We start from the raw sequence: 18,278 nt of genomic DNA, 5'->3' as shown, positions 1-18,278 counted from the left end.
GTTATTGAATAGTGATCTGATTGTCGATATGGGCTGTTCCATTGATGAACGATAAAATGGGGGTTTGGAGCATGATGGCCTTTTTGGAGGGAGCTACCTTTGCCGCTTTATTGCTTTGTGTACCTATCTGGGCATCTGGAAAACGGAAGATACTCGTGTACATTGCCTGCTCAAAGACAGCCTGATCTTGTTTTTTTAGCTTGCCGTATCCAGTTGAAATCTCTGGGATAGCCGTATATTTTTTTTGGAAAATACCTTTTGCTTTGATATAGCTATAAGAAATATGGCGTTGGTCTTTCAATTTTAATTGATCAAAGATCATTTGGCTTATCTGGTTGAGTCTTTCTACTTGGTCAAAAGAAAATCCGATGGTGGCTATGTAATTATTGAAATCCATACGGCTGGTGACTTGACTGATGCCGTCCATGCCGCGAAGCTTATCTGTCATTTCTTTCATTTGTCTATCCATTTCATTTCTAGACGGCACCTTGTGCCCATTGACGCTATCCAGCAGCAGGACGGAAGATACCTTGGACTTGCTCTGGCTCAAATTGAGCGTGATGGTCATGCTGCCAGTGCCATCCTTGCGGAGATTTACTTCCTCCAGCACCTCAAAGCAGGCAGATAGTGACACGCATATCAACAGCAGTGCCATTTGGAAAATGACCACTCTCGTCGTATTCTTCATAGTCACAAACATAGGGTTTTGACCTGCAAAGTGGAGCAGGGAAAATGAAAATCCCTGAAACTAGGGATTACGAATGCCTTGGTAAATCCTACTGTGCTCCTTATTGCTTTTTGGCCTTTCTTCGCTTGAAGTATTTGTACAGCTCTACCACGAAGAAATTGAGACTGGCCACTGCCGTAGCTATGCCAAGCTCAGCCAAGGTCAATGGCTGCGTATGGAAAATGGTGTTCATGAAGGGCAGGTAGATCACCGCCAGCTGGAGCAATAAGGTAGCTAAAAATGCCCATAGCATCGGTTTATTGCTCAAAATGCCAATTTGCCATAGCGATTGCCGTTCGCTTCGGATAGCAATGGCATGGAAAAGCTGGCTCAGGCAGAGCACAGTGAAAACCATGGTCTGCCAATGCTTATCGGTATTGACTGTGAACCACTGTGTCGTCAGGGTAGCCGCAGCAATGAAAATGCCCATCCAGATCACGTGTTTGCCCAATCCACCTGCAAAGATGCTCTCATCGGTCTTTCTGGGCGGCCGTTGCATAATGCCCTTTTCTGCCGATTCCGAAGCCAGTGCCAATGCCGGCAGGCCATCGGTAATGAGGTTGACCCATAGGATGTGTATGGGCTGCAAGGGGATGGGCAGCCCCAGAAAGGGTGCCAGGAATATGGTCCATATCTCGGCCGTATTGCCCGTGAGGATGTACTTGATGAACTTGCGGATATTGTCATATATCCGTCTGCCTTCCCTTACGGCCTTTACGATGGTGGCAAAATTGTCGTCCAGCAAGATCATGCTCGATGCCTCCTTGGAAACATCCGTGCCGGTAATGCCCATGGCGATGCCTATATTGGCCTTTTTGAGAGATGGCGCATCGTTGACGCCATCGCCCGTCATGGATACAAACTGTTTCTTTTGTTGTAGAACATCCACGATGTTGAACTTCTGTTCTGGTGAAACGCGTGCATATACCCTTATCTTTTCCACCTCCTGTTGCAAAAATTCCATTCCTTCCTCTTGCAATTGCTTTCCGGTCACTACCAGTTCATCGTCACTATCGATGATTTTCAGTTCACGGGCTATGGCTTTGGCGGTGAGGGGATGATCGCCGGTGATCATTACAGGTATAATCCCGGCCGACTTGCACTCTGCGATGGCCGTTTTGGCTTCTTCCCTTGGTGGGTCTATCATGCCCACCAGTCCCAGGAAAGTGAGGTTTTTCTCAACGGTATCTACCTTGATTTCTTTTGGCAATTCATCCCATTCGGTATAGGCAAATGCCAGTACGCGCATCCCTTGCGCTGCCATTTCTTCGTTCTGGGCCGTTATTTTGTCCTTGTCGTATTTGGCATTGCATATCTCTGTGATAGACTCGCAGGCGCCTTTGGTGAAGATCATGTATTTGCCGTCTTTCTCGTGGATGGTAGTCATGGCCTTGCGGTCTGAGTCGAAAGGGATTTCGCCCACGCGGGGAAGTGCCTCTATGTCGTCCTCTTCGGTATAATCCAATAGGGCTATCTCCGTGGGATCGCCAGTGAGTTTTCCTTCCGATTCCTGGGCATCGTTGTTGAGCCGCATGGCGATTTTCAGCAATTGATCATCACTTTCGTCCGGTGTCCAAGTGGTCTTGACGGTCATGCTGTTTTTGGTAAGTGTACCTGTCTTGTCGGTGCATATGTAAGTGACCGAGCCCAATGCTTCCACGGCATATAATTTTCGGATGAGCACATGTTGCTTGGCCAATCGACGGGCACCGAGGGCGAGCGATATGGTTACCACGGCGGGCAGGGCCTCTGGAATAGCCGCTACGGCCAGCGAAATGGAGGTGAGGAGGATGACGGAGAATTCTTCGCCCCTCAAATAACCTACCCCAAACAGTACGCCACATAAAATAAGGACGATGAGGGTGAGCTTGCGGCTAAATTGACTCAGGCGAAGCTGCAGAGGCGTGCTGCTTTTGGCATCGTCCAGCATGTCGGCAATATGGCCTAGCTCCGTGTCCATACCGGTGGCCACCACCAATCCCTTTCCTCTGCCATTGGTAATCATGGTTCCCTTAAAGGCCATGTTGACCTGATCACCCAAGGGCAGGTTTTCCTCCGTAAGGTCATGAGTGTTTTTATCTATGGCATTGGACTCGCCCGTCAGGCTCGACTCGTCGATCTGGAGCGACTCCGATTCCAAAAGCCGCATATCGGCCGCTATCATGTTGCCAGCTTCCAGTATCACTACATCGCCAGGGACGATCTCCGTGGCGGGCACTTGTAAGTTTTTTCCCTCGCGCAATAATTGAGCAGTGGGAGAGGCCATTTGGCGCAGCGCATTCATGGCCTGTTCGGCGCGGTATTCTTGCACAAAACCGATGATAGCATTCAATAGCAGGATGAACAGGATGACATAGCCATCGGTCATTTCTCCAATATACATGGATATGGCGGCGGCCGCGGCCAGTACCCAGATCATCACATCGGTAAACTGGCGCAGGAAAATGAATATGGGGTGTTCTCTTTTCTTTGCCGTCAGCTCATTCTTCCCTACGGAAGCTAGTTTTTCCGATGCCTCCTTTTCACTAAGTCCTTCTGGTCTGCTATGGAGTTGTTCTAAAAGTTGATCTGTTGCAATAGTGTACCACTTGCCTTTCATGCTGCACAAGATAGGGAATAATATGGTCTTATGTCAAAGGATATATAGATTTTAGCTATGGCACACATAGGGCTATTTTAGTAGGGCACACGCGACACGCGTGCGCTAGTTTCCGCCAGTTTCGCCAGTATTTGTATGGTTCCCATAGCTGGCACGTGTATCGTAGCTGTAATTCAATCAATTTCTAAAAGCAGTTTGTTTGCTAATTTTATTAGTATTACATTTGCTATTCCAATTCTAAGAATAGGATAGCAATGATGGACAGCAAACGTGAGATAGTAAGCCGCTTGAAGCAGGATATCCTGCGTTTGCAGGGATTTATTGCCTCTGAAAGCCATGTAGCCAGCAATATGGGGCTTGGGCCGGTGGAGGATGCCTTTCCCAACGGTACCTTTCCTAGAGGAGGCGTCCACGAATTCATCAGCGAAAGTAGGGAAGAGGGCGCCACCACCTGCGGCTTCATAGGTGGTTTGCTATCCCACCTGATGAAAACAGGCGGGGTGTGCTTATGGATAGGTACCTCAAGCACATTTTTTCCGCTTGCGGCCAAGGTATTCGGGGTAGAACCCGATCGCATCATCTTCGTGGACATGCCACGGGAAAGGGAAGTGCTCTGGGCCGTGGAGGAAGCCCTCAAATGCAGGGGATTGGCGGCCGTGGTGGCCGAGTTGCAGGAAATGGATTTTGTGCAGTCGCGCAGGTTGCAACTGGCTGTGGAAAAAAGCAGGGTGACGGGACTGGTAATCCGGAACAATCCCCGAAGCATTGGGTCTACGGCCTGCGTTGCCCGCTGGCAGATAAAGCCCCTACCCAGTGTGCTGGAAGAAGGCCTGCCAGGCGTGGGCCACCCGAGGTGGGAGGTGGAACTGTTGAAAGTGCGCAATGGCAACGCTGGACGTTGGCAGCTAGGGTGGTCAGAAAGTGGCTTCGTGCCGGTGCCAAAGCCTGCTCAAATGGATGGACGGTCGGCAGAACGGATAAAGATGGGGTAGAGGGATATGGGAAAACGCTTTGCATCGATATGGTTCAGGCACCTGACTACTGACTGGGTGACGCTCCGTAAGCCCCAACTGCGGGAGCTGCCGTTCGTGCTTGCTGCACCCGTGCATGGGCGCATGGTGGTCATGGCGGCCAATGCCTTGGCTGAATCACAGGGCATATCCGCCGGTATGGTTGTGGCCGATGCCAAGGCGTTCTTGCCTGGCTTGGAAGTGATAGACGACCGGCCGCGTTTGGCAGGGAAACTGCTTCGGGCACTGGGACTATGGTGCATCCGCTATACGCCTGTGATAGCAGTGGATCCGCCGGATGGACTGATCCTCGACATCAGCGGCTGCGCCCACCTGTGGGGTGGGGAGCGAATTTACCTGAAAGAAATCGTTACCCGATTGCGGAGCAAGGGATATGATGTCCGAATGGCCATCGCACCCACCATCGGTACGGCATGGGCAGTGGCACGCTACGGAAAGGCGACCCCAATTGTGGAAAGTGGTGGGGAAGGGGGTGCCTTGGTGTATTTGCCGCCCGCAGCCTTGAAGTTGGAGCCAGATGTGCTGGAGCGGATGCACAAACTGGGGATGCGCACGGTGGGTAGCTTCATGGAGATGCCGCGCTCGGCATTGCGTAGGCGGTTTGGCGACCAGTTGTTGATGAGACTGCGGCAGGCATTGGGGAAGGAAGAGGAGCACGTCGTTCCCTTGCGGCCAGTGCCACCTTACGTGGAACGATTGCCCTGCCTAGATCCCATCCGCACGGCCACTGGCATAGAGATAGCACTTGAGCGGCTACTGGAAACGCTCTGCAGGCGGCTTGCGGGTGAAGGCAAGGGACTGCGAACAGCCGTCCTGAAATGTTACCGGATAGATGGCAAGCTAGTGCAGATAGCCATTGCTACCAGTCGGGCCACGGCCAACGTGACGCATATCTTCAAGTTGTTTGCCCTGAAAATAGCACAGATTGAACCGGCGCTGGGCATTGAGCTGTTTGTCCTGGAAGCTCCTAAGGTGGAAGATGCCGATGCAGTACAGGAAGCACTATGGGATAGTGCATCAGGGCTGGAAGCTGCGGAACTGGCCGAACTGCTGGACCGGCTGACCGGAAAAAGCAGGGGCTGCACGGTGCGTCGCTACCTCCCGGACGAGCACCACTGGCCAGAACGCTCCATCCGCCTGGCTGCCTCGCTATCGGAAAAGCCGACCATTCCCTGGAGTAAAGCCAGGCCGAGGCCTACACGGCTCCTGCCCAGGCCAGAACCCATCGAAGTCACTGCCCCCATACCCGACTATCCGCCCATGCTGTTCCGGCATAAAGGTGAGGTGCATCCCATCAAAAAGGCGGAGGGACCCGAGCGCATCGAGCGGGAATGGTGGATGGACAAAGGTGAGCACAGGGACTATTATTACGTGGAAGATGAAAAGGGCCAGCGGTACTGGATTTTCCGCTCCGGCCATTACGGAGATGACCATCCCCGGCAGTGGTTTTTGCATGGATTTTTTGCGTGAAAGATTATGGCATACGTTGAATTGCAGGTGACATCGAATTTCAGTTTCCTTCGAGGGGCATCGCATGCCGAGGAGCTCATGGAGCGTGCCGCGGCCTTGGGTTATAGGGCTATTGCCATTACGGATCGCAATACTTTTGCTGGTCTGGTACGTGCGCACATGGCGGCAAAGAAGCATAGCATCCGGCTGATTCCGGCCTGCCGCCTTGATCTGTTGGACGGCCCCAGCCTGTTGGCCTATCCCACGGACAGGAAAGCCTACGAACGGCTTTCCTCACTGTTGACGGTGGGCAACCGTCGTGCCGAGAAAGGGCAGTGCCATCTTTACAAAGCGGATGTCTATGGATATAGCCAGGGCATGGAGTTCATTGCCGTGCCGCCCCATAAGCTGACGGCCACCTTTGAACTGGAACCCGAATATGTACGGCACATCACGGAATACCGGCAGGCATTGGGCGACCATATTTGCCTCGGTGCCGTTCGCACCTATTCGGGCGATGATGCGAAGGTGCTGTTCCGCATCCACCAACTCTGCCAAAGGCTAGACATGCCGATGGCGGCCTTGAACGATGTGCATTATCACGTGCCGGAGCGTCGCGAGCTGCAGGACGTGTTGACCTGCATTCGCGAGAAATGCACCATCCATACCGCAGGATTTCGGCTGCATCCCAATGCGGAGCGCTACCTCAAGCCGATGGACGAGATGGAGCGCCTGTTTCGCCAATACCCCGATGCCATCCGCCATGCGGAAGCCATTGCCGATGCCTGCCATTTTTCGCTGAACGAACTGGAATATGTTTATCCCGAGGAGCTAACCACGGAAGGGCGAACTCCGCAGGAAGAGCTCACCCATCTGACGTGGGAGGGAGCCAAGCGGCAATTCGGGGAGGACATTCCCGAATCGGTCAAGGAAGCCATCAAGCATGAGCTGGCATTCATCGAACGGAAAAACTATGCTTCCTACTTCCTCACGGTGCACGATTACGTGCGCTTCGCCCGCGAGCGTAACATCCTTTGCCAGGGGCGCGGGTCGGCAGCCAACTCTACCGTTTGCTACTGCCTGGGCATCACCTCGGTGAACCCTGCGAAATTCCGGCTGCTGTTTGCGCGCTTCATGTCGGATGCCCGCGATGAACCGCCCGATATAGACGTGGACTTTGAGCACGAACGGCGCGAGGAAGTCATCCAGTACATCTACGACAAGTACGGCCGTGATCGTGCGGCTATTGTGGCCACCGTAACACAAGTTCGTACCAAGGGTGCCATTAGGGATGTGGGCAAGGCCATGGGCCTATCGTTGGACGCCGTGGGTCGCCTGTCTGGGGTGATCGGCAGCCATTGGGATGATCATGTCGATCTGGGGCGACTTGCCGAACAGGGCTTCAATCCAGAAGATCCACATTTAAGGAAAACATTGGAACTGATTCACCAGTACGTGGGCTTTCCCCGGCAATTGGGCCAACATACGGGCGGCTTCGTCATCACGCAGGGCAAACTGCACGAGCTGTGCCCCATCATCAATGCCCGCATGGAGGACCGCACGAACCTCGAATGGAATAAGGATGACCTCGAAGCGCTCGGCTTTTTGAAGGTGGACGTGCTGGGGCTTGGGATGCTGACCTGTATCCGCAAGGCCTTCGACCTGGCCAAACGGCACTACGGCCTGGATCTTACGCTGGCCAATATTCCCGAAGATGAGCCAGAGGTCTACGAAATGATCTGCCATGCCGATACGTTGGGCGTATTTCAGATCGAAAGCCGTGCGCAGATGTCCATGCTGCCGCGCTTGCGGCCGAGGAAGTTTTACGACTTGGTCATCGAAGTGGCCATTGTCCGCCCCGGCCCCATTCAGGGCGACATGGTGCATCCTTACCTAAGGAGGCGAAACAAAGAGGAAAAAGTGGACTATCCCTCCGAGGAAATAAAGGGTATCCTCGAGAAGACCCTGGGCGTGCCGCTCTTTCAGGAGCAGGCCATGGAAATCGCTATCGTAGCTGCAGATTTCACGGCTGCCGAGGCCGATGAGCTGCGCCGGAGCATGGCCACCTTTAAGGCTAAGGGGGAAGTGAGCCGCTTCCACCGGAAGATGGTGGATGGCATGGTCAAGAAGGGCTATACGGAGGAATTCGCCAATCGGGTGTTCAGGCAGTTGGAAGGTTTCGGCTCCTACGGTTTCCCCGAAAGCCATGCGGCTTCCTTTGCCCTGCTGGTATATATTTCTTCCTGGATCAAATGTCGCTATCCGGACATCTTCGCTGCTTCCTTGCTCAACAGCCAACCGATGGGTTTCTATCAGCCCGCGCAGATCGTCATCGATGCCCAGAAGCATGGGGTGACCGTGCTGCCCGTGGACGTGAACCATTCCCATTGGGACCATACGCTGGAGGGTGAGTTCGGCAAGTGCCACCACGCATTGCGGTTAGGTTTCCGGCAAGTGAAGGGGCTAGATGAGGATGATATGCGGTTATTGGTGGAAGCACGGAAGGGAGGCTATACTTCCATCACGGCGTTGGCGGATGTAGGTATCCCTTTGTCTGCCATGGAACGACTGGCAGATGCGGACGCTTTCCGCTGCATCGGTATGGACCGCCGTCAGGCACTGTGGGAAGTGGCCGCCTTACAGGACAGACCCATTGCAATATTCGAAGGACAGCCCTCCGAAAGTACCATGGAAGGACAGATCGAGCTGCCATTGATGACGCCGGGCGAACATGTGGTGCAGGACTATGCCAGCATTTCATTGTCATTGAAGGCGCATCCGGTCAGCTTTATGCGCGAGAAACTGGATAAGTTGCATGTGGTACCCACAGGCTCGCTACCGACCATGAAGGACGGCATGTTGGTCAAGGTGTGCGGCATGGTCACCGTACGGCAACGGCCAGGTACGGCCAAAGGGATATTGTTCGTGACCATCGAAGATGAAACGGGTTTTGCCAACCTGGTGCTATGGGGGAAGCTATTTGAGAAATATCGCCGCGAAATCCTGCAATCGCGCTTGCTGATGGTAACGGGTAAGCTACAGATCGAGGGCGAGGTTATCCATGTGATTGTACAACACTGCATCAACCTGAACGGATGGTTAAGGGAATTGTCTGTGCCCGAAACAACCGACACTGCAAAGGTGTTCTATAAGGGAAGGAATTTTCAGTAATTTGTTTTCAGTGAATCTCGGAAAGGATGAATGGCAAAATCGCGTGTTGGACTCGCTTTATTGGAATACCTTCTAGGCTTGATTTTCGTATCCTCCCTTTTTTTAGTACATTTGCACACAATCATTCGTTACTTGTTTGAATAAACTATAGTTAATTTTATCGTTTTATTCATCGTTCATTAAAGTAACACAACAAGAGAACTCTGGCTGATAATCTTCTCTGGCTTTTTTAAATTTTTCACCACCCGTTGTATTACAACGAGATTTTACCTATTTAAATTTCCGTTATCAGCCTGGATAAGCATCATAGCTAGGGGCAAAAAAGGGTAAAGTCGTTATCAAATTTGTTCAGTTAGTATGAATCAAAAAGTATCGAAAAATCCAGAAGAAAATGAGCATGAAAGTCCAATACCAGAAAAAACACAGCCAGACAACGACCAAAAAATCCCTCCTCACCGTTACGTACGTATCATTGTCCTTATTTCCACAATTGGTGCATTAGCTTTTGGATACGATACCGGAGTAATAGCCGGAGCCCTTCCCTTTATGACGCTTCCCTTTTCTGAGGGAGGCCTAAGCCTCACACCATTCACAGAAGGTGTGGTTACCTCATCCCTTATTCTTGGTGCCGTAAGTGGTGCGTTTCTGGCAGGCAATCTAGCTGACAAGTATGGCCGGCGCAGAACATTGCAAATGCTCGCATTGGTATTCTTCTTTGGAGCATTAGGAACTGCACTCGCTCCTAGCTTAGAGTGGATGGTAGCATGCAGGATTATCTTAGGATTGGGTGTGGGAGGTGCTTCTACCATTGTTCCCATATTTATCGCAGAAATAGCTCCGGCCAATAAAAGGGGGCAACTGGTGTCTCAAAATGAACTGATGATCGTAACCGGCCAATTGTTGGCTTATACGGCCAATGCCGGGATAGCCTATGCCTTTGATGACTCGCAGCATGTGTGGCGCTATATGCTGGCTATTGCGGCCTTGCCTGCGGCTTTGCTATGGATAGGTCTTCTGTTTATGCCCGCTTCTCCGCGATGGCTTGCCAGCCAAGGCCATTTGAAAAAAGCACGTCAGGTACTTTCCCTTATACGGGAACCCCAGCACGTCAACAGGGAATTGAACGAAATCAAAGAGTCGATCGATCAGCAGGAAGAAGCCAAATGGAGTGATCTTAAAACACCGTGGATCAGAAAACTGATATTGATCGGTGCGGGATTGGGATGCGTACTCCAGTTCAGTGGCGTCAATTCGTTTATGTATTTTGCGCCCTCCATTTTATTGGAGTCCGGTCTGGGCACACAAGCTGCCTTGACGGCAACCATCGCTAATGGGGTGGTGTCGGTCATTGCCACTATTATCGGCATACGGTTTATATCCAGAAAGGGGAGAAGGCCCATTATTATCAGCGGATTGATCGGCATTATCTGTTGCCACATCCTGCTGGCCTGCTCTTTTCTTTTGCTGCCAGAAACCGTGACGCGCAGTTACCTTATTTTGACACTGATGCTTGTTTTTCTTTTTTTCGTGCAGTCCATGGTCGCAATCGTTTATTGGCTGATGATGTCCGAAATGTTTCCGTTACGGATGCGTGGGCTCGCCACTGGTATCGCCGTATGTTTTCAGTGGGGAGCTAACGCAACGGTAGCCTTTTTATTTCCCATTCTTCTGGCCGGATGGGGAGGCAAAACGTTTATCTTATTCGCTATTGTCAACACCTTCTCTCTGTTGTTTTTGTTAAAGTTCATGCCCGAGACAAAAGGTAAGACGTTGGAGATGCTAGAAAAACACTTTGAAAAAACGCTTTCATAAATGTGCCTTGATGTTAAAGATTAGCTTGGATGCTTCGGTATCAGACGGAGTGGAATCAAAAAGATCGCACAGCATGCTCCTGTTCCCCATGATTGATGGGAAACGGGAGCATATTGCAGGTACAATGATTAATGAGCACGGACCCTTCCTCTAAACACGCTACACCTGTCGAAAAATAGCATGGCCATCAGCTGGTACTCATTCCTTTTGATACTGAACACATAGCGATCTATGCCTCGCTGAACCCACCTGTTAATTTTAAGGTTTCTTGACCAAATTCTAAGTCGTTCTTCCCAAATCCTCAATCCCTGTTGTCAGACAAGCGAATTTATAGCAAGTTTGTAGCAACAATGGCTATGGGCAAGCACATAAAACATGAGAGGGTTTAACTATTTTTCTTTAGCGATAGGCTTACTGTTGAGCTGGATGCAGCCCATTATAGCCCAAGAGGATTCCTTTGGCCCTCATTTTATATTCGAACTGCAGAATTTGGAAAGGCAGACTATGGTCTCTCAGCGATATATAGAGCACATAAGCGATACCGCCGTATACCGGATTTTTGATCACCTTAAGGACAATCCTTCTGACCGGATTATATCCTCCACACCCAGAAGCCCCTTATTGTTGGGCGTTAAATTAAATCCTGAACTGAAAAAATACCTTACAGCTTCCATAACGGTCTTTACCAAAGAATATCCGGTCTATCTTATTGGCGACAGCTCTGATGCGGTATTGATCGCTATGGGGATCAATGCGCAAAACAGCCATGATTACCATTACAGAGTGGTAGAAAATGACAGCATGGAAATAATAAAATGGTCGCCAATTCCAAAACTAGAACAGGCATATGGTGCCAAAATGCCCTATGGTTTTATTGGCAAATACAACTATCCCGGGAAAAAGATCATGGTAGAGGTGGCACATAAAGAAAAGTATGGGCTGCGGGATGGCGTAGTGTTCGATTGGCGGACAAGCTATCAGCCTGTTTTAGAGCAGATCATCGTTTCCACCCGCAATGCCTATTTTAATCTGAATTATGAGCATGTCAATAAAGGATACGCCACCCGGTTTGATCAACATACCGGATTGCCAGAAGATTTCAGGTTTCCCGTGGATAGCGTGACACGCTTGTTGTTCCAGTTTAAAAGACAGGAAACATTGGCCCATAGTGTACAGTTGATAAAAAACATTGGAGACAAGACGGACACGCTAAGCGTAGGTTTCGTGGATCGTTATGGCTATGTTGAGCTAAAGAGACAATACTATAACACCCCCGGCCACTATGAATTAATCGTGCAGCAGCAGAACAGGGTGCTTAAATGGGATGAACCGAATCTCGTGAGGATACCCTTTGAGGTGCTTCCGACACCATTCATGGATAAAAAGTACGGGCTTAAAGATGGATTGCCCTATTTCATTGGATTGTTGCTCCTCTTTCTTATTGGATTTCTGATTTACAGGTTATACCATAAAAACAAGCTGGATCAGGCGCATAAGCAGCGGATGCAATTGCAGTTGCAATTAAAAAGCATTCGGGCTCAACTGAACCCACATTTTATTTTTAATGCCTTGGGCTCGATCCAAAACCTGATGAACAAAAACAAATTGCTGGAAGCCAACCATTACCTTTCCAAATTTGCGGGACTGACCCGAAAAGTATTGCAATCGAGCGAGGAGGAAATGATCAGCCTGCGGGAAGAATTAAAAATTACCGAAGATTACCTCCAGATGGAGCAATTGCGGTTTGGGTTCCATTATCGCATAGAAGTGGACCAGACCTTGGATTTGGAGCACATAGACATTCCGACCATGCTCTTGCAGCCCTTTATCGAAAATGCCGTAAAACATGGGGTATCCAAATTGAAAGACGAAGGTATGATCCTGATAGGCATTCTGGCAGAAGGGCATCATTTGGTGTTTACCGTAAAAGATAATGGAAGAGGCTTTAACGTTCAGGAAAGGCCCACTGGAGACAAAGCTTTTGGGCTTAAATTGAGCAAGGACAGATTGCATTTGTTAAGTCAAATGCATCCTTTGCAGCCCGCAACGGTGACGATTGACACCGATGGGACTGGGACGCTTGTTACTATTACAATCAAAGACTGGATTTGAAATGGACATCAGGAGCATTATCATAGAGGATGAAGCCAACAATGCAGAAAACCTGCAAAACATCTTAGGAAGATGGTGTGAAGGCGTAGAGGTGGTGGCCCTTGCTTCTACCGTGGCAGAAGGGATAGCGGCCATCCGTTCTTTCAAACCTGAATTGGTATTTTTGGACATCCAACTGCATGAAGAAACAGGATTTGATGTATTGAAAACATTGGACACGATCGATTTTGAAGTGATCTTTATCACTGCTTTTGACCAATATGGTATTCAGGCCGTCAAGTTTTCTGCACTCGACTATCTTTTAAAACCGATAGACATTGCAGAGTTGCAAGTGGCCATAGCAAAGGCAAAAACCAAAATTGCCGCCAAACAACGAAACTCAAACCTGGACAATTTATTACACTTCATTAAAAACACATCGGCAACAGCCCCGAAGATAGCCTTGCCAACACTACAGGAAACACATTATGTCAAGGTAGACGAGATTGTACGGTGCGAGGCTTCCAACAACTACACCACGTTTTACCTTAAAAACGGCAGTGCCATCCTGGTCTGCAAGACCTTAAAGGAATTTGCCGGATTATTGGAGCCTTATAATTTTCATCGTCCGCACCAATCGCACTTGATCAACATGAATAAGGTGAAGAGCCTTTTGAAGGAAGACGGTGGACAGCTGCTGTTAGAAGATGGCAGTAAAATACCCATATCCAAACAAAATTTGCAGCACATAAAAAAAGCACTGAACAGCACTAAAATCTAAACAAACAAATTATTCACGCATAAAAAGCTCAATAGAAAATGAAGCTTAATGGCTAATCTATGTCCTTTAAAAAGCAAAATATCATGAAACTTAACTTCACATTTCTGGCGCTGGTATTTATCCTGAAAACCACTTTATCTATAGCCCAGACACCACCCAAACCAGTGGTACTCATAGGGAAAGTAATGAATGCCACTGCAAGCACCCCGAAGGTGTTCGGGATTAATTTCTTAAATCCATTCTTAGATATCCGAAAAAGTGCCACCCTAAACGAAGACATGGCATTTTCTGTTCAAGAAGAAATGGTGTTTACACAGAACATGACGGTATCATACAACGGCAAGTTCATCAATCTCTACGTGGTACCGGGAGATACGGTCTGTCTGACCATTGATGCGGCAAAACTGAAGCTGCCCCATTTTGAATGGCTACTCATCACTGGTGACCATGCGGCAATAAGCACCCAATTGAATCTGTGCTATGACTTTATGGCAAGCTTGCCCAATACAAAATACGATCACGATATGGGTGTGGGCGATATGATGGAAGCCGTTAAACAAGATTATGCTCGCCAAATGCTCGCCTTGGACGAATATGCGAGCCAACATGATCTTGACCCGCTTGTGCTTGATTTTTTCAGGCGGGATACCAAGTTAGCGATTTCGAACTGGATTTCTGATTATGTATCGGCAGAGAACAACGTCGTATCCAGCAAAGCAGAAAGGATACAACTGTTTACCGATCCATTTTTTGAACCTTTTAACGATACCAATTTTGTCTCCATGCTATTTCCTTACCATGTGTCCAATTACACGGGATGGATAACACGAGAGGACAGCACCATTCAGCAGGCCATAAAAGAAGCAAGGTTGGAAGAGGCCATAGAAAGGGGTGCCAAACTGATCTTGAAAGAACCGGCAAAGGGTATCACCCGCGATTACATGCTGTTTTCTTTCATTTCCAAGTTGACAAACAAGCACCCGGAATTGCTGACAGGTACAATACCGATAAACGAGTACTTCATCCATCCCCTTCACTATGAGTACCTGGTGCAGGCCGCTGAGATTGCCAATACCACCACCTTTCCAGCCACGGTAATTGCTGATTTGCGGTATTTATCTGCCCAAGGTGAGGTGACCACAGTACCGACAAATGAAATGCTACAATTTCTGGCCAAGCAATACCCCGATAAAGTGCTCTATGTGGATGTATATGCTACCTGGTGCGGGCCTTGCCTAGAAGAGATGAAACATGCACCTGCCATTCACAAGCTGTTTGCCCAGGACGATGTGGTTTTTGTCAACTTATGCCTCCAGTCTTCAGAGGCAAATTGGGAAAAACTGGTACAGGAGAGGCAACTACAAGGGGAGCATTATTTTCTTAATGCTGATAACAGCAAATTGTTGATGGGAAATTACAATATCGGCGGTTTTCCAACCTATATGCTGATTGATAAAAATGGGCAAATTGTAACCACCGAGGCACCGCGACCATCAGACAGTGAAAACTTAAAGAAAGCGGTTGAAAAACTATTAGCACGTCCAGGCGGTACATTAACAAACGAGAAAGCCGTTTTTTTGCATGAAAAATAACTTTTTTATGCGTTGCTCCTTTGGGACAGAATAAACCCGAGGCTATTGGTTCGTAAATTCATTTAATATCAAGAGTTCCGCTTAGTGTCTTTATCATCTGTTGCCGATAAAGTTTCCCGACAGGTATAATGGCTTTTTGTATTTCAATATCCTCTGGCGTATAAGAATCTATACGATGAAGCGCAACAAGGTATGAGCGGTGTACTCTTAAAAAAGATGTTGCAGGCAGCATGGCCTCCAAAGAAGCGATGGCGTATTTTGTTATTACAGGCCCTTTAGTAGTATAGATCTTTACGTAATCCTTCAAACTTTCGACATACAAAATTTCGTTTAGCAGTACTTTTACCATCTTGCGGTCGGCACGAAAATATAGGAAAGCGGGATCAGCACTTTCCGTAGTATTAACGGCGGGTGGGGTTTCCTGTTGAATATCATGCTGAGGTAGGGCTTTCATAACAGATTTTAGAAATCGGTCAAACTGAATGGGTTTGACCAAGTAATCGACAACATCCAGTTCAAATGCCTGTACTGCATACTGCTCGAACGCAGTCGTCAGCACAATGTTTGGCGGCTGTTGGAGCGTTCCTATTAGGTCTAAACCCGAAATCTGTGGCATTTGAATATCGAGGAACAGCAGTTCAATCTTTTGCTGCTTCAATGCTGTAAGTGCCTGCAGCGCGTTAGCGCATTCGCCAACCAGGGTGAGCATAGGTATCTGCGCAATGTAACGCCGCAAGACTTCTCTTGCTGGCGGCTCATCATCAACTATCAGGCAATTATATTTTTTTCAGTAACTCCATCATATACGGGTGTTGTCATGTCGGGAAATGCTGCGACCAATGTAACCTTCAGGTTCACGATATACATTTCGTCCTCCTCATCGATCAGCAGTTCATGCTGATCAGGATAAAGCAATTCCAGCCTCTTGCGTACATTAGCTATGCTTATACCGGGTGTAATGTGGTTCGTGTCGGCAGGCTTACCATTGATCAATTTCATCGATAGTTGGTTGTCTGTTACCGTTACGGTCAGGCTGAGCCAAGGTTTTTCCGTCATTTGGCTGGCACCATGCTTAAAAGCATTTTCAACAAAGGGTAAAAGCATCAGCGGTGCGATCAGATAATTAGTGCTTTTCGGCAATTGTACCGCCATCTCCAGGCCATAGTCATACCGTTTAGTTTCTAAATTGAGATAGTCGCCGATCATTTTTAACTCTCTATCAAGCGGTACCAGCGGCTTATTGCAGTCGTACAATATATAACGCAATATTTGCGATAATCCCATGATCATGTCAGAAGCCTTTTCAGACACCTCCTGCGTAAAAGAATAAATATTGTTGAGGGTGTTGAATAAAAAGTGCGGGTGAAGTTGAGCCTTTAGCATTTGTAGTTCAGCGTTGGCTTTTTCCCTTTCGAGCAAGAGCGCTGCCTGCTGCCTTTCATAGAAGCACTTCATCAGTTTAATGGCAGCTGCCACACCGCCCACCGTGATACTTCCGCGAAGGCCTGCGAGCATGGCCACACCGAACCGAACATAAAACGCAGGATGTGGCTCGCCGGCCACAAGCGGCGATATGTTATCTGCATAACGGTGACGGATATAGTCGATCACGGTCATCGATAAGGCTGCCGACAAGGCTGCGGTTAAAAAGACCAATAGGACCGCACTAAGCGTTGCCCAAACATACTTGCCGGGTAAGATCAGTTTGGGGATAACAAGGTACATGAGGGTATAAGCAAGGAAAAGGCTTGGGATCATATACATCAAAGTTTCGGGTGACGTAATGATCAGGCGATGCAGAAAGGGCTGCTGTTGTAATGCAGGTGAAGGCGAAAAAGAATAGAGCAACAGCTGGAACACAAACCACAGCAGCCAAAAGATCGAATGCAGCCATAGGCGCCAGGCTTGTTTATTGGAATAGAAAAAAGGTAATTGCTGCATCACTCTACTGTTCAGAAGCTAAGGTACAGAATTATCATCAAGGCAAATCATAAACAGCTACTTATTCGATCAAAGTTGCCAAGCTGTCTATCAGGTCATTTCGTCGTCGACGAAATGACCTGATAGACGGGCTATTTGATTATTTCCCTGAAAGTAAAGCAAATATCAACCCAAATAGTAACAACTTTAGCACCACAAAAACAAACTATAGGCAGCAATAGTAAGAACCAGCTGTTAGAACAGCTTTATATAGACTTGGGTATGCGTATCAATTATGCGTATGATAACAACGAAAACCTGAAAACGATCGCCTGGTCACAGAAAGGGGTTGATAGTTTTATTCCCTATTCCAGGCTTACCGTGACTAGTCTTGATGACAAGCCATCTCCCTTTTCAGCCGTAAAGGGCTATCAGTTTGCTGCCTTTCCGATGGCTTATGCGCCTGAGTATGGATTGGCTTTCTGCAAAAACAACCCGCTCGAAATCGTAGAAGAAGTTGTTGATCCCGCCACAAAGCAATGGACGCTTTATGCCCGAACCACATTTGCTTATGAGTATAATGATAACGGTTACCCAACTAAAATAGCCGCTGCTACCACTTACCACACGACAGCAGGCGCATCTACTTTTTATAAAACGTATGTATATACTTACAAATAGAATAAAGGATGGCTTTTTTCTGGTTGGACGCAATGCTATAAAATCGGTAAGGAACTTCACCCAATCGCTTATTGATGATTGATTTTTCAAAGAGTAAAATTTTGCGAACAGTATCATTTTTTGATAACGTTTGCAAAAAATGAATCACTACTGACCGACAAAAAATAATTTAAGGAGCTGCCATATCTGGCAAGCTCCTTTTTTCATATTTTGGTTTTACGACAAACTAAAAATATGAGTGATAAAAATACAGAAAAGAAATTAGTCGGTCAGCCAATCTTCAAACAATTATTAGGTTTTATTCCAAGGAACAAATTTGAGATGCTTGTGAGCAAGCACCGGTCTGACCGCTATTACAAGACCTTTGATTCATGGACACAACTCATGACGATGCTGTTCGGAATATTCAGCCGATGTGATTCTA

At 48.2% G+C, this 18,278-nt stretch carries 14 protein-coding genes; 10 read left to right on the top strand and 4 right to left on the bottom strand.

Annotated features, from left to right (window positions below):
- Position 1: 1 nt before the first annotated feature.
- Both A37S_RS0114045 and A37S_RS0114040 read right to left on the bottom strand, forming a co-directional pair.
- Entirely contained in the window at positions 2-688 is a 687-nt protein-coding gene (locus A37S_RS0114045; protein WP_051293189.1) for a hypothetical protein, read from the bottom strand.
- Positions 689-788: 100 nt separating this feature from the next.
- Positions 789-3,326, bottom strand: coding sequence for a cation-translocating P-type ATPase (locus A37S_RS0114040; protein WP_036602571.1), 2,538 nt, complete (start codon positions 3,324-3,326; stop codon positions 789-791).
- Between the two features lie 254 nt (positions 3,327-3,580).
- Here A37S_RS0114040 and A37S_RS0114035 point away from each other — a divergent pair, with 254 nt between their 5' ends.
- The 8 genes from A37S_RS0114035 (at position 3,581) to A37S_RS0114005 (ending at position 15,253) form a co-directional block, all read left to right on the top strand.
- Positions 3,581-4,318 carry an ImuA family protein gene (locus A37S_RS0114035; protein ID WP_157278671.1) on the top strand — a complete coding sequence of 246 codons (738 nt, stop codon included), beginning with the start codon at positions 3,581-3,583 and terminating at the stop codon, positions 4,316-4,318.
- Between the two features lie 6 nt (positions 4,319-4,324).
- Positions 4,325-5,827 carry a Y-family DNA polymerase gene (locus tag A37S_RS0114030; protein WP_028297539.1) on the top strand — a complete coding sequence of 501 codons (1,503 nt, stop codon included), beginning with the start codon at positions 4,325-4,327 and terminating at the stop codon, positions 5,825-5,827.
- A gap of 6 nt (positions 5,828-5,833) precedes the next feature.
- On the top strand, positions 5,834-8,977 hold the full coding sequence (locus A37S_RS0114025) for an error-prone DNA polymerase (RefSeq protein ID WP_028297538.1): 3,144 nt from the start codon (positions 5,834-5,836) through the stop codon (positions 8,975-8,977).
- Positions 8,978-9,334: 357 nt separating this feature from the next.
- The gene (locus tag A37S_RS24775) at positions 9,335-10,789 is read left to right on the top strand and encodes a sugar porter family MFS transporter (protein ID WP_084163910.1); all 1,455 of its coding nucleotides are present in this window, start codon (positions 9,335-9,337) and stop codon (positions 10,787-10,789) included.
- Between the two features lie 10 nt (positions 10,790-10,799).
- Entirely contained in the window at positions 10,800-10,943 is a 144-nt protein-coding gene (locus A37S_RS27515) for a hypothetical protein (RefSeq protein ID WP_169719504.1), read from the top strand.
- A 221-nt stretch (positions 10,944-11,164) separates the two neighbouring features.
- A complete protein-coding gene (locus tag A37S_RS26325; RefSeq protein WP_051293188.1) occupies positions 11,165-12,901 on the top strand; it encodes a sensor histidine kinase in 1,737 nt (578 codons plus the stop codon).
- A 1-nt stretch (position 12,902) separates the two neighbouring features.
- Entirely contained in the window at positions 12,903-13,661 is a 759-nt protein-coding gene (locus tag A37S_RS0114010) for a LytR/AlgR family response regulator transcription factor (protein WP_036602570.1), read from the top strand.
- An 83-nt stretch (positions 13,662-13,744) separates the two neighbouring features.
- Positions 13,745-15,253 carry a TlpA family protein disulfide reductase gene (locus A37S_RS0114005; protein ID WP_169719503.1) on the top strand — a complete coding sequence of 503 codons (1,509 nt, stop codon included), beginning with the start codon at positions 13,745-13,747 and terminating at the stop codon, positions 15,251-15,253.
- A 58-nt stretch (positions 15,254-15,311) separates the two neighbouring features.
- On the opposite strand, the gene A37S_RS0114000 is transcribed toward A37S_RS0114005, so the two are convergent.
- Together A37S_RS0114000 and A37S_RS28010 are read right to left on the bottom strand one after the other, a co-directional pair.
- Positions 15,312-16,022 carry a LytR/AlgR family response regulator transcription factor gene (locus A37S_RS0114000; RefSeq protein ID WP_245586392.1) on the bottom strand — a complete coding sequence of 237 codons (711 nt, stop codon included), beginning with the start codon at positions 16,020-16,022 and terminating at the stop codon, positions 15,312-15,314.
- A complete protein-coding gene (locus tag A37S_RS28010; protein ID WP_245586391.1) occupies positions 16,022-17,194 on the bottom strand; it encodes a sensor histidine kinase in 1,173 nt (390 codons plus the stop codon). Before A37S_RS28010 ends, A37S_RS0114000 begins: the two co-directional genes overlap by 1 nt.
- A gap of 261 nt (positions 17,195-17,455) precedes the next feature.
- Here A37S_RS28010 and A37S_RS0113990 point away from each other — a divergent pair, with 261 nt between their 5' ends.
- Both A37S_RS0113990 and A37S_RS24760 read left to right on the top strand, forming a co-directional pair.
- Positions 17,456-17,854, top strand: a complete 399-nt coding sequence (locus A37S_RS0113990) for a hypothetical protein (RefSeq protein WP_157278669.1) — start codon at positions 17,456-17,458, stop codon at positions 17,852-17,854.
- Between the two features lie 234 nt (positions 17,855-18,088).
- A partial coding sequence (locus A37S_RS24760; protein ID WP_028297637.1) for a DUF4372 domain-containing protein occupies positions 18,089-18,278 on the top strand: 190 nt, incomplete at its 3' end.

It is taken from the genome of Olivibacter sitiensis DSM 17696 (assembly GCF_000427965.1).
GTDB classification, from domain to species: Bacteria; Bacteroidota; Bacteroidia; order Sphingobacteriales; family Sphingobacteriaceae; genus Olivibacter; species Olivibacter sitiensis.
The sequence above is the reverse complement of the archived record's forward strand: the minus strand, read 5'-3'. Positions and strand labels throughout refer to the sequence as shown.

Bases quoted from the DNA above. Each gene is read 5' to 3' on its own strand.
- A37S_RS28010 (WP_245586391.1), bottom strand. From the start codon at position 17,194: ATGCAGCAATTACCTTTTTTCTATTCCAATAAACAAGCCTGGCGCCTA.
- A37S_RS0114005 (WP_169719503.1), top strand. From the start codon at position 13,745: ATGAAACTTAACTTCACATTTCTGGCGCTGGTATTTATCCTGAAAACC.
- A37S_RS24775 (WP_084163910.1), top strand. From the start codon at position 9,335: ATGAATCAAAAAGTATCGAAAAATCCAGAAGAAAATGAGCATGAAAGT.
- A37S_RS0114025 (WP_028297538.1), top strand. From the start codon at position 5,834: ATGGCATACGTTGAATTGCAGGTGACATCGAATTTCAGTTTCCTTCGA.
- A37S_RS0114030 (WP_028297539.1), top strand. From the start codon at position 4,325: ATGGGAAAACGCTTTGCATCGATATGGTTCAGGCACCTGACTACTGAC.
- A37S_RS0114040 (WP_036602571.1), bottom strand. From the start codon at position 3,326: ATGAAAGGCAAGTGGTACACTATTGCAACAGATCAACTTTTAGAACAA.
- A37S_RS27515 (WP_169719504.1), top strand. From the start codon at position 10,800: ATGTTAAAGATTAGCTTGGATGCTTCGGTATCAGACGGAGTGGAATCA.
- A37S_RS0113990 (WP_157278669.1), top strand. From the start codon at position 17,456: ATGCGTATCAATTATGCGTATGATAACAACGAAAACCTGAAAACGATC.
- A37S_RS0114010 (WP_036602570.1), top strand. From the start codon at position 12,903: ATGGACATCAGGAGCATTATCATAGAGGATGAAGCCAACAATGCAGAA.
- A37S_RS0114035 (WP_157278671.1), top strand. From the start codon at position 3,581: ATGATGGACAGCAAACGTGAGATAGTAAGCCGCTTGAAGCAGGATATC.
- A37S_RS0114045 (WP_051293189.1), bottom strand. From the start codon at position 688: ATGAAGAATACGACGAGAGTGGTCATTTTCCAAATGGCACTGCTGTTG.
- A37S_RS26325 (WP_051293188.1), top strand. From the start codon at position 11,165: ATGAGAGGGTTTAACTATTTTTCTTTAGCGATAGGCTTACTGTTGAGC.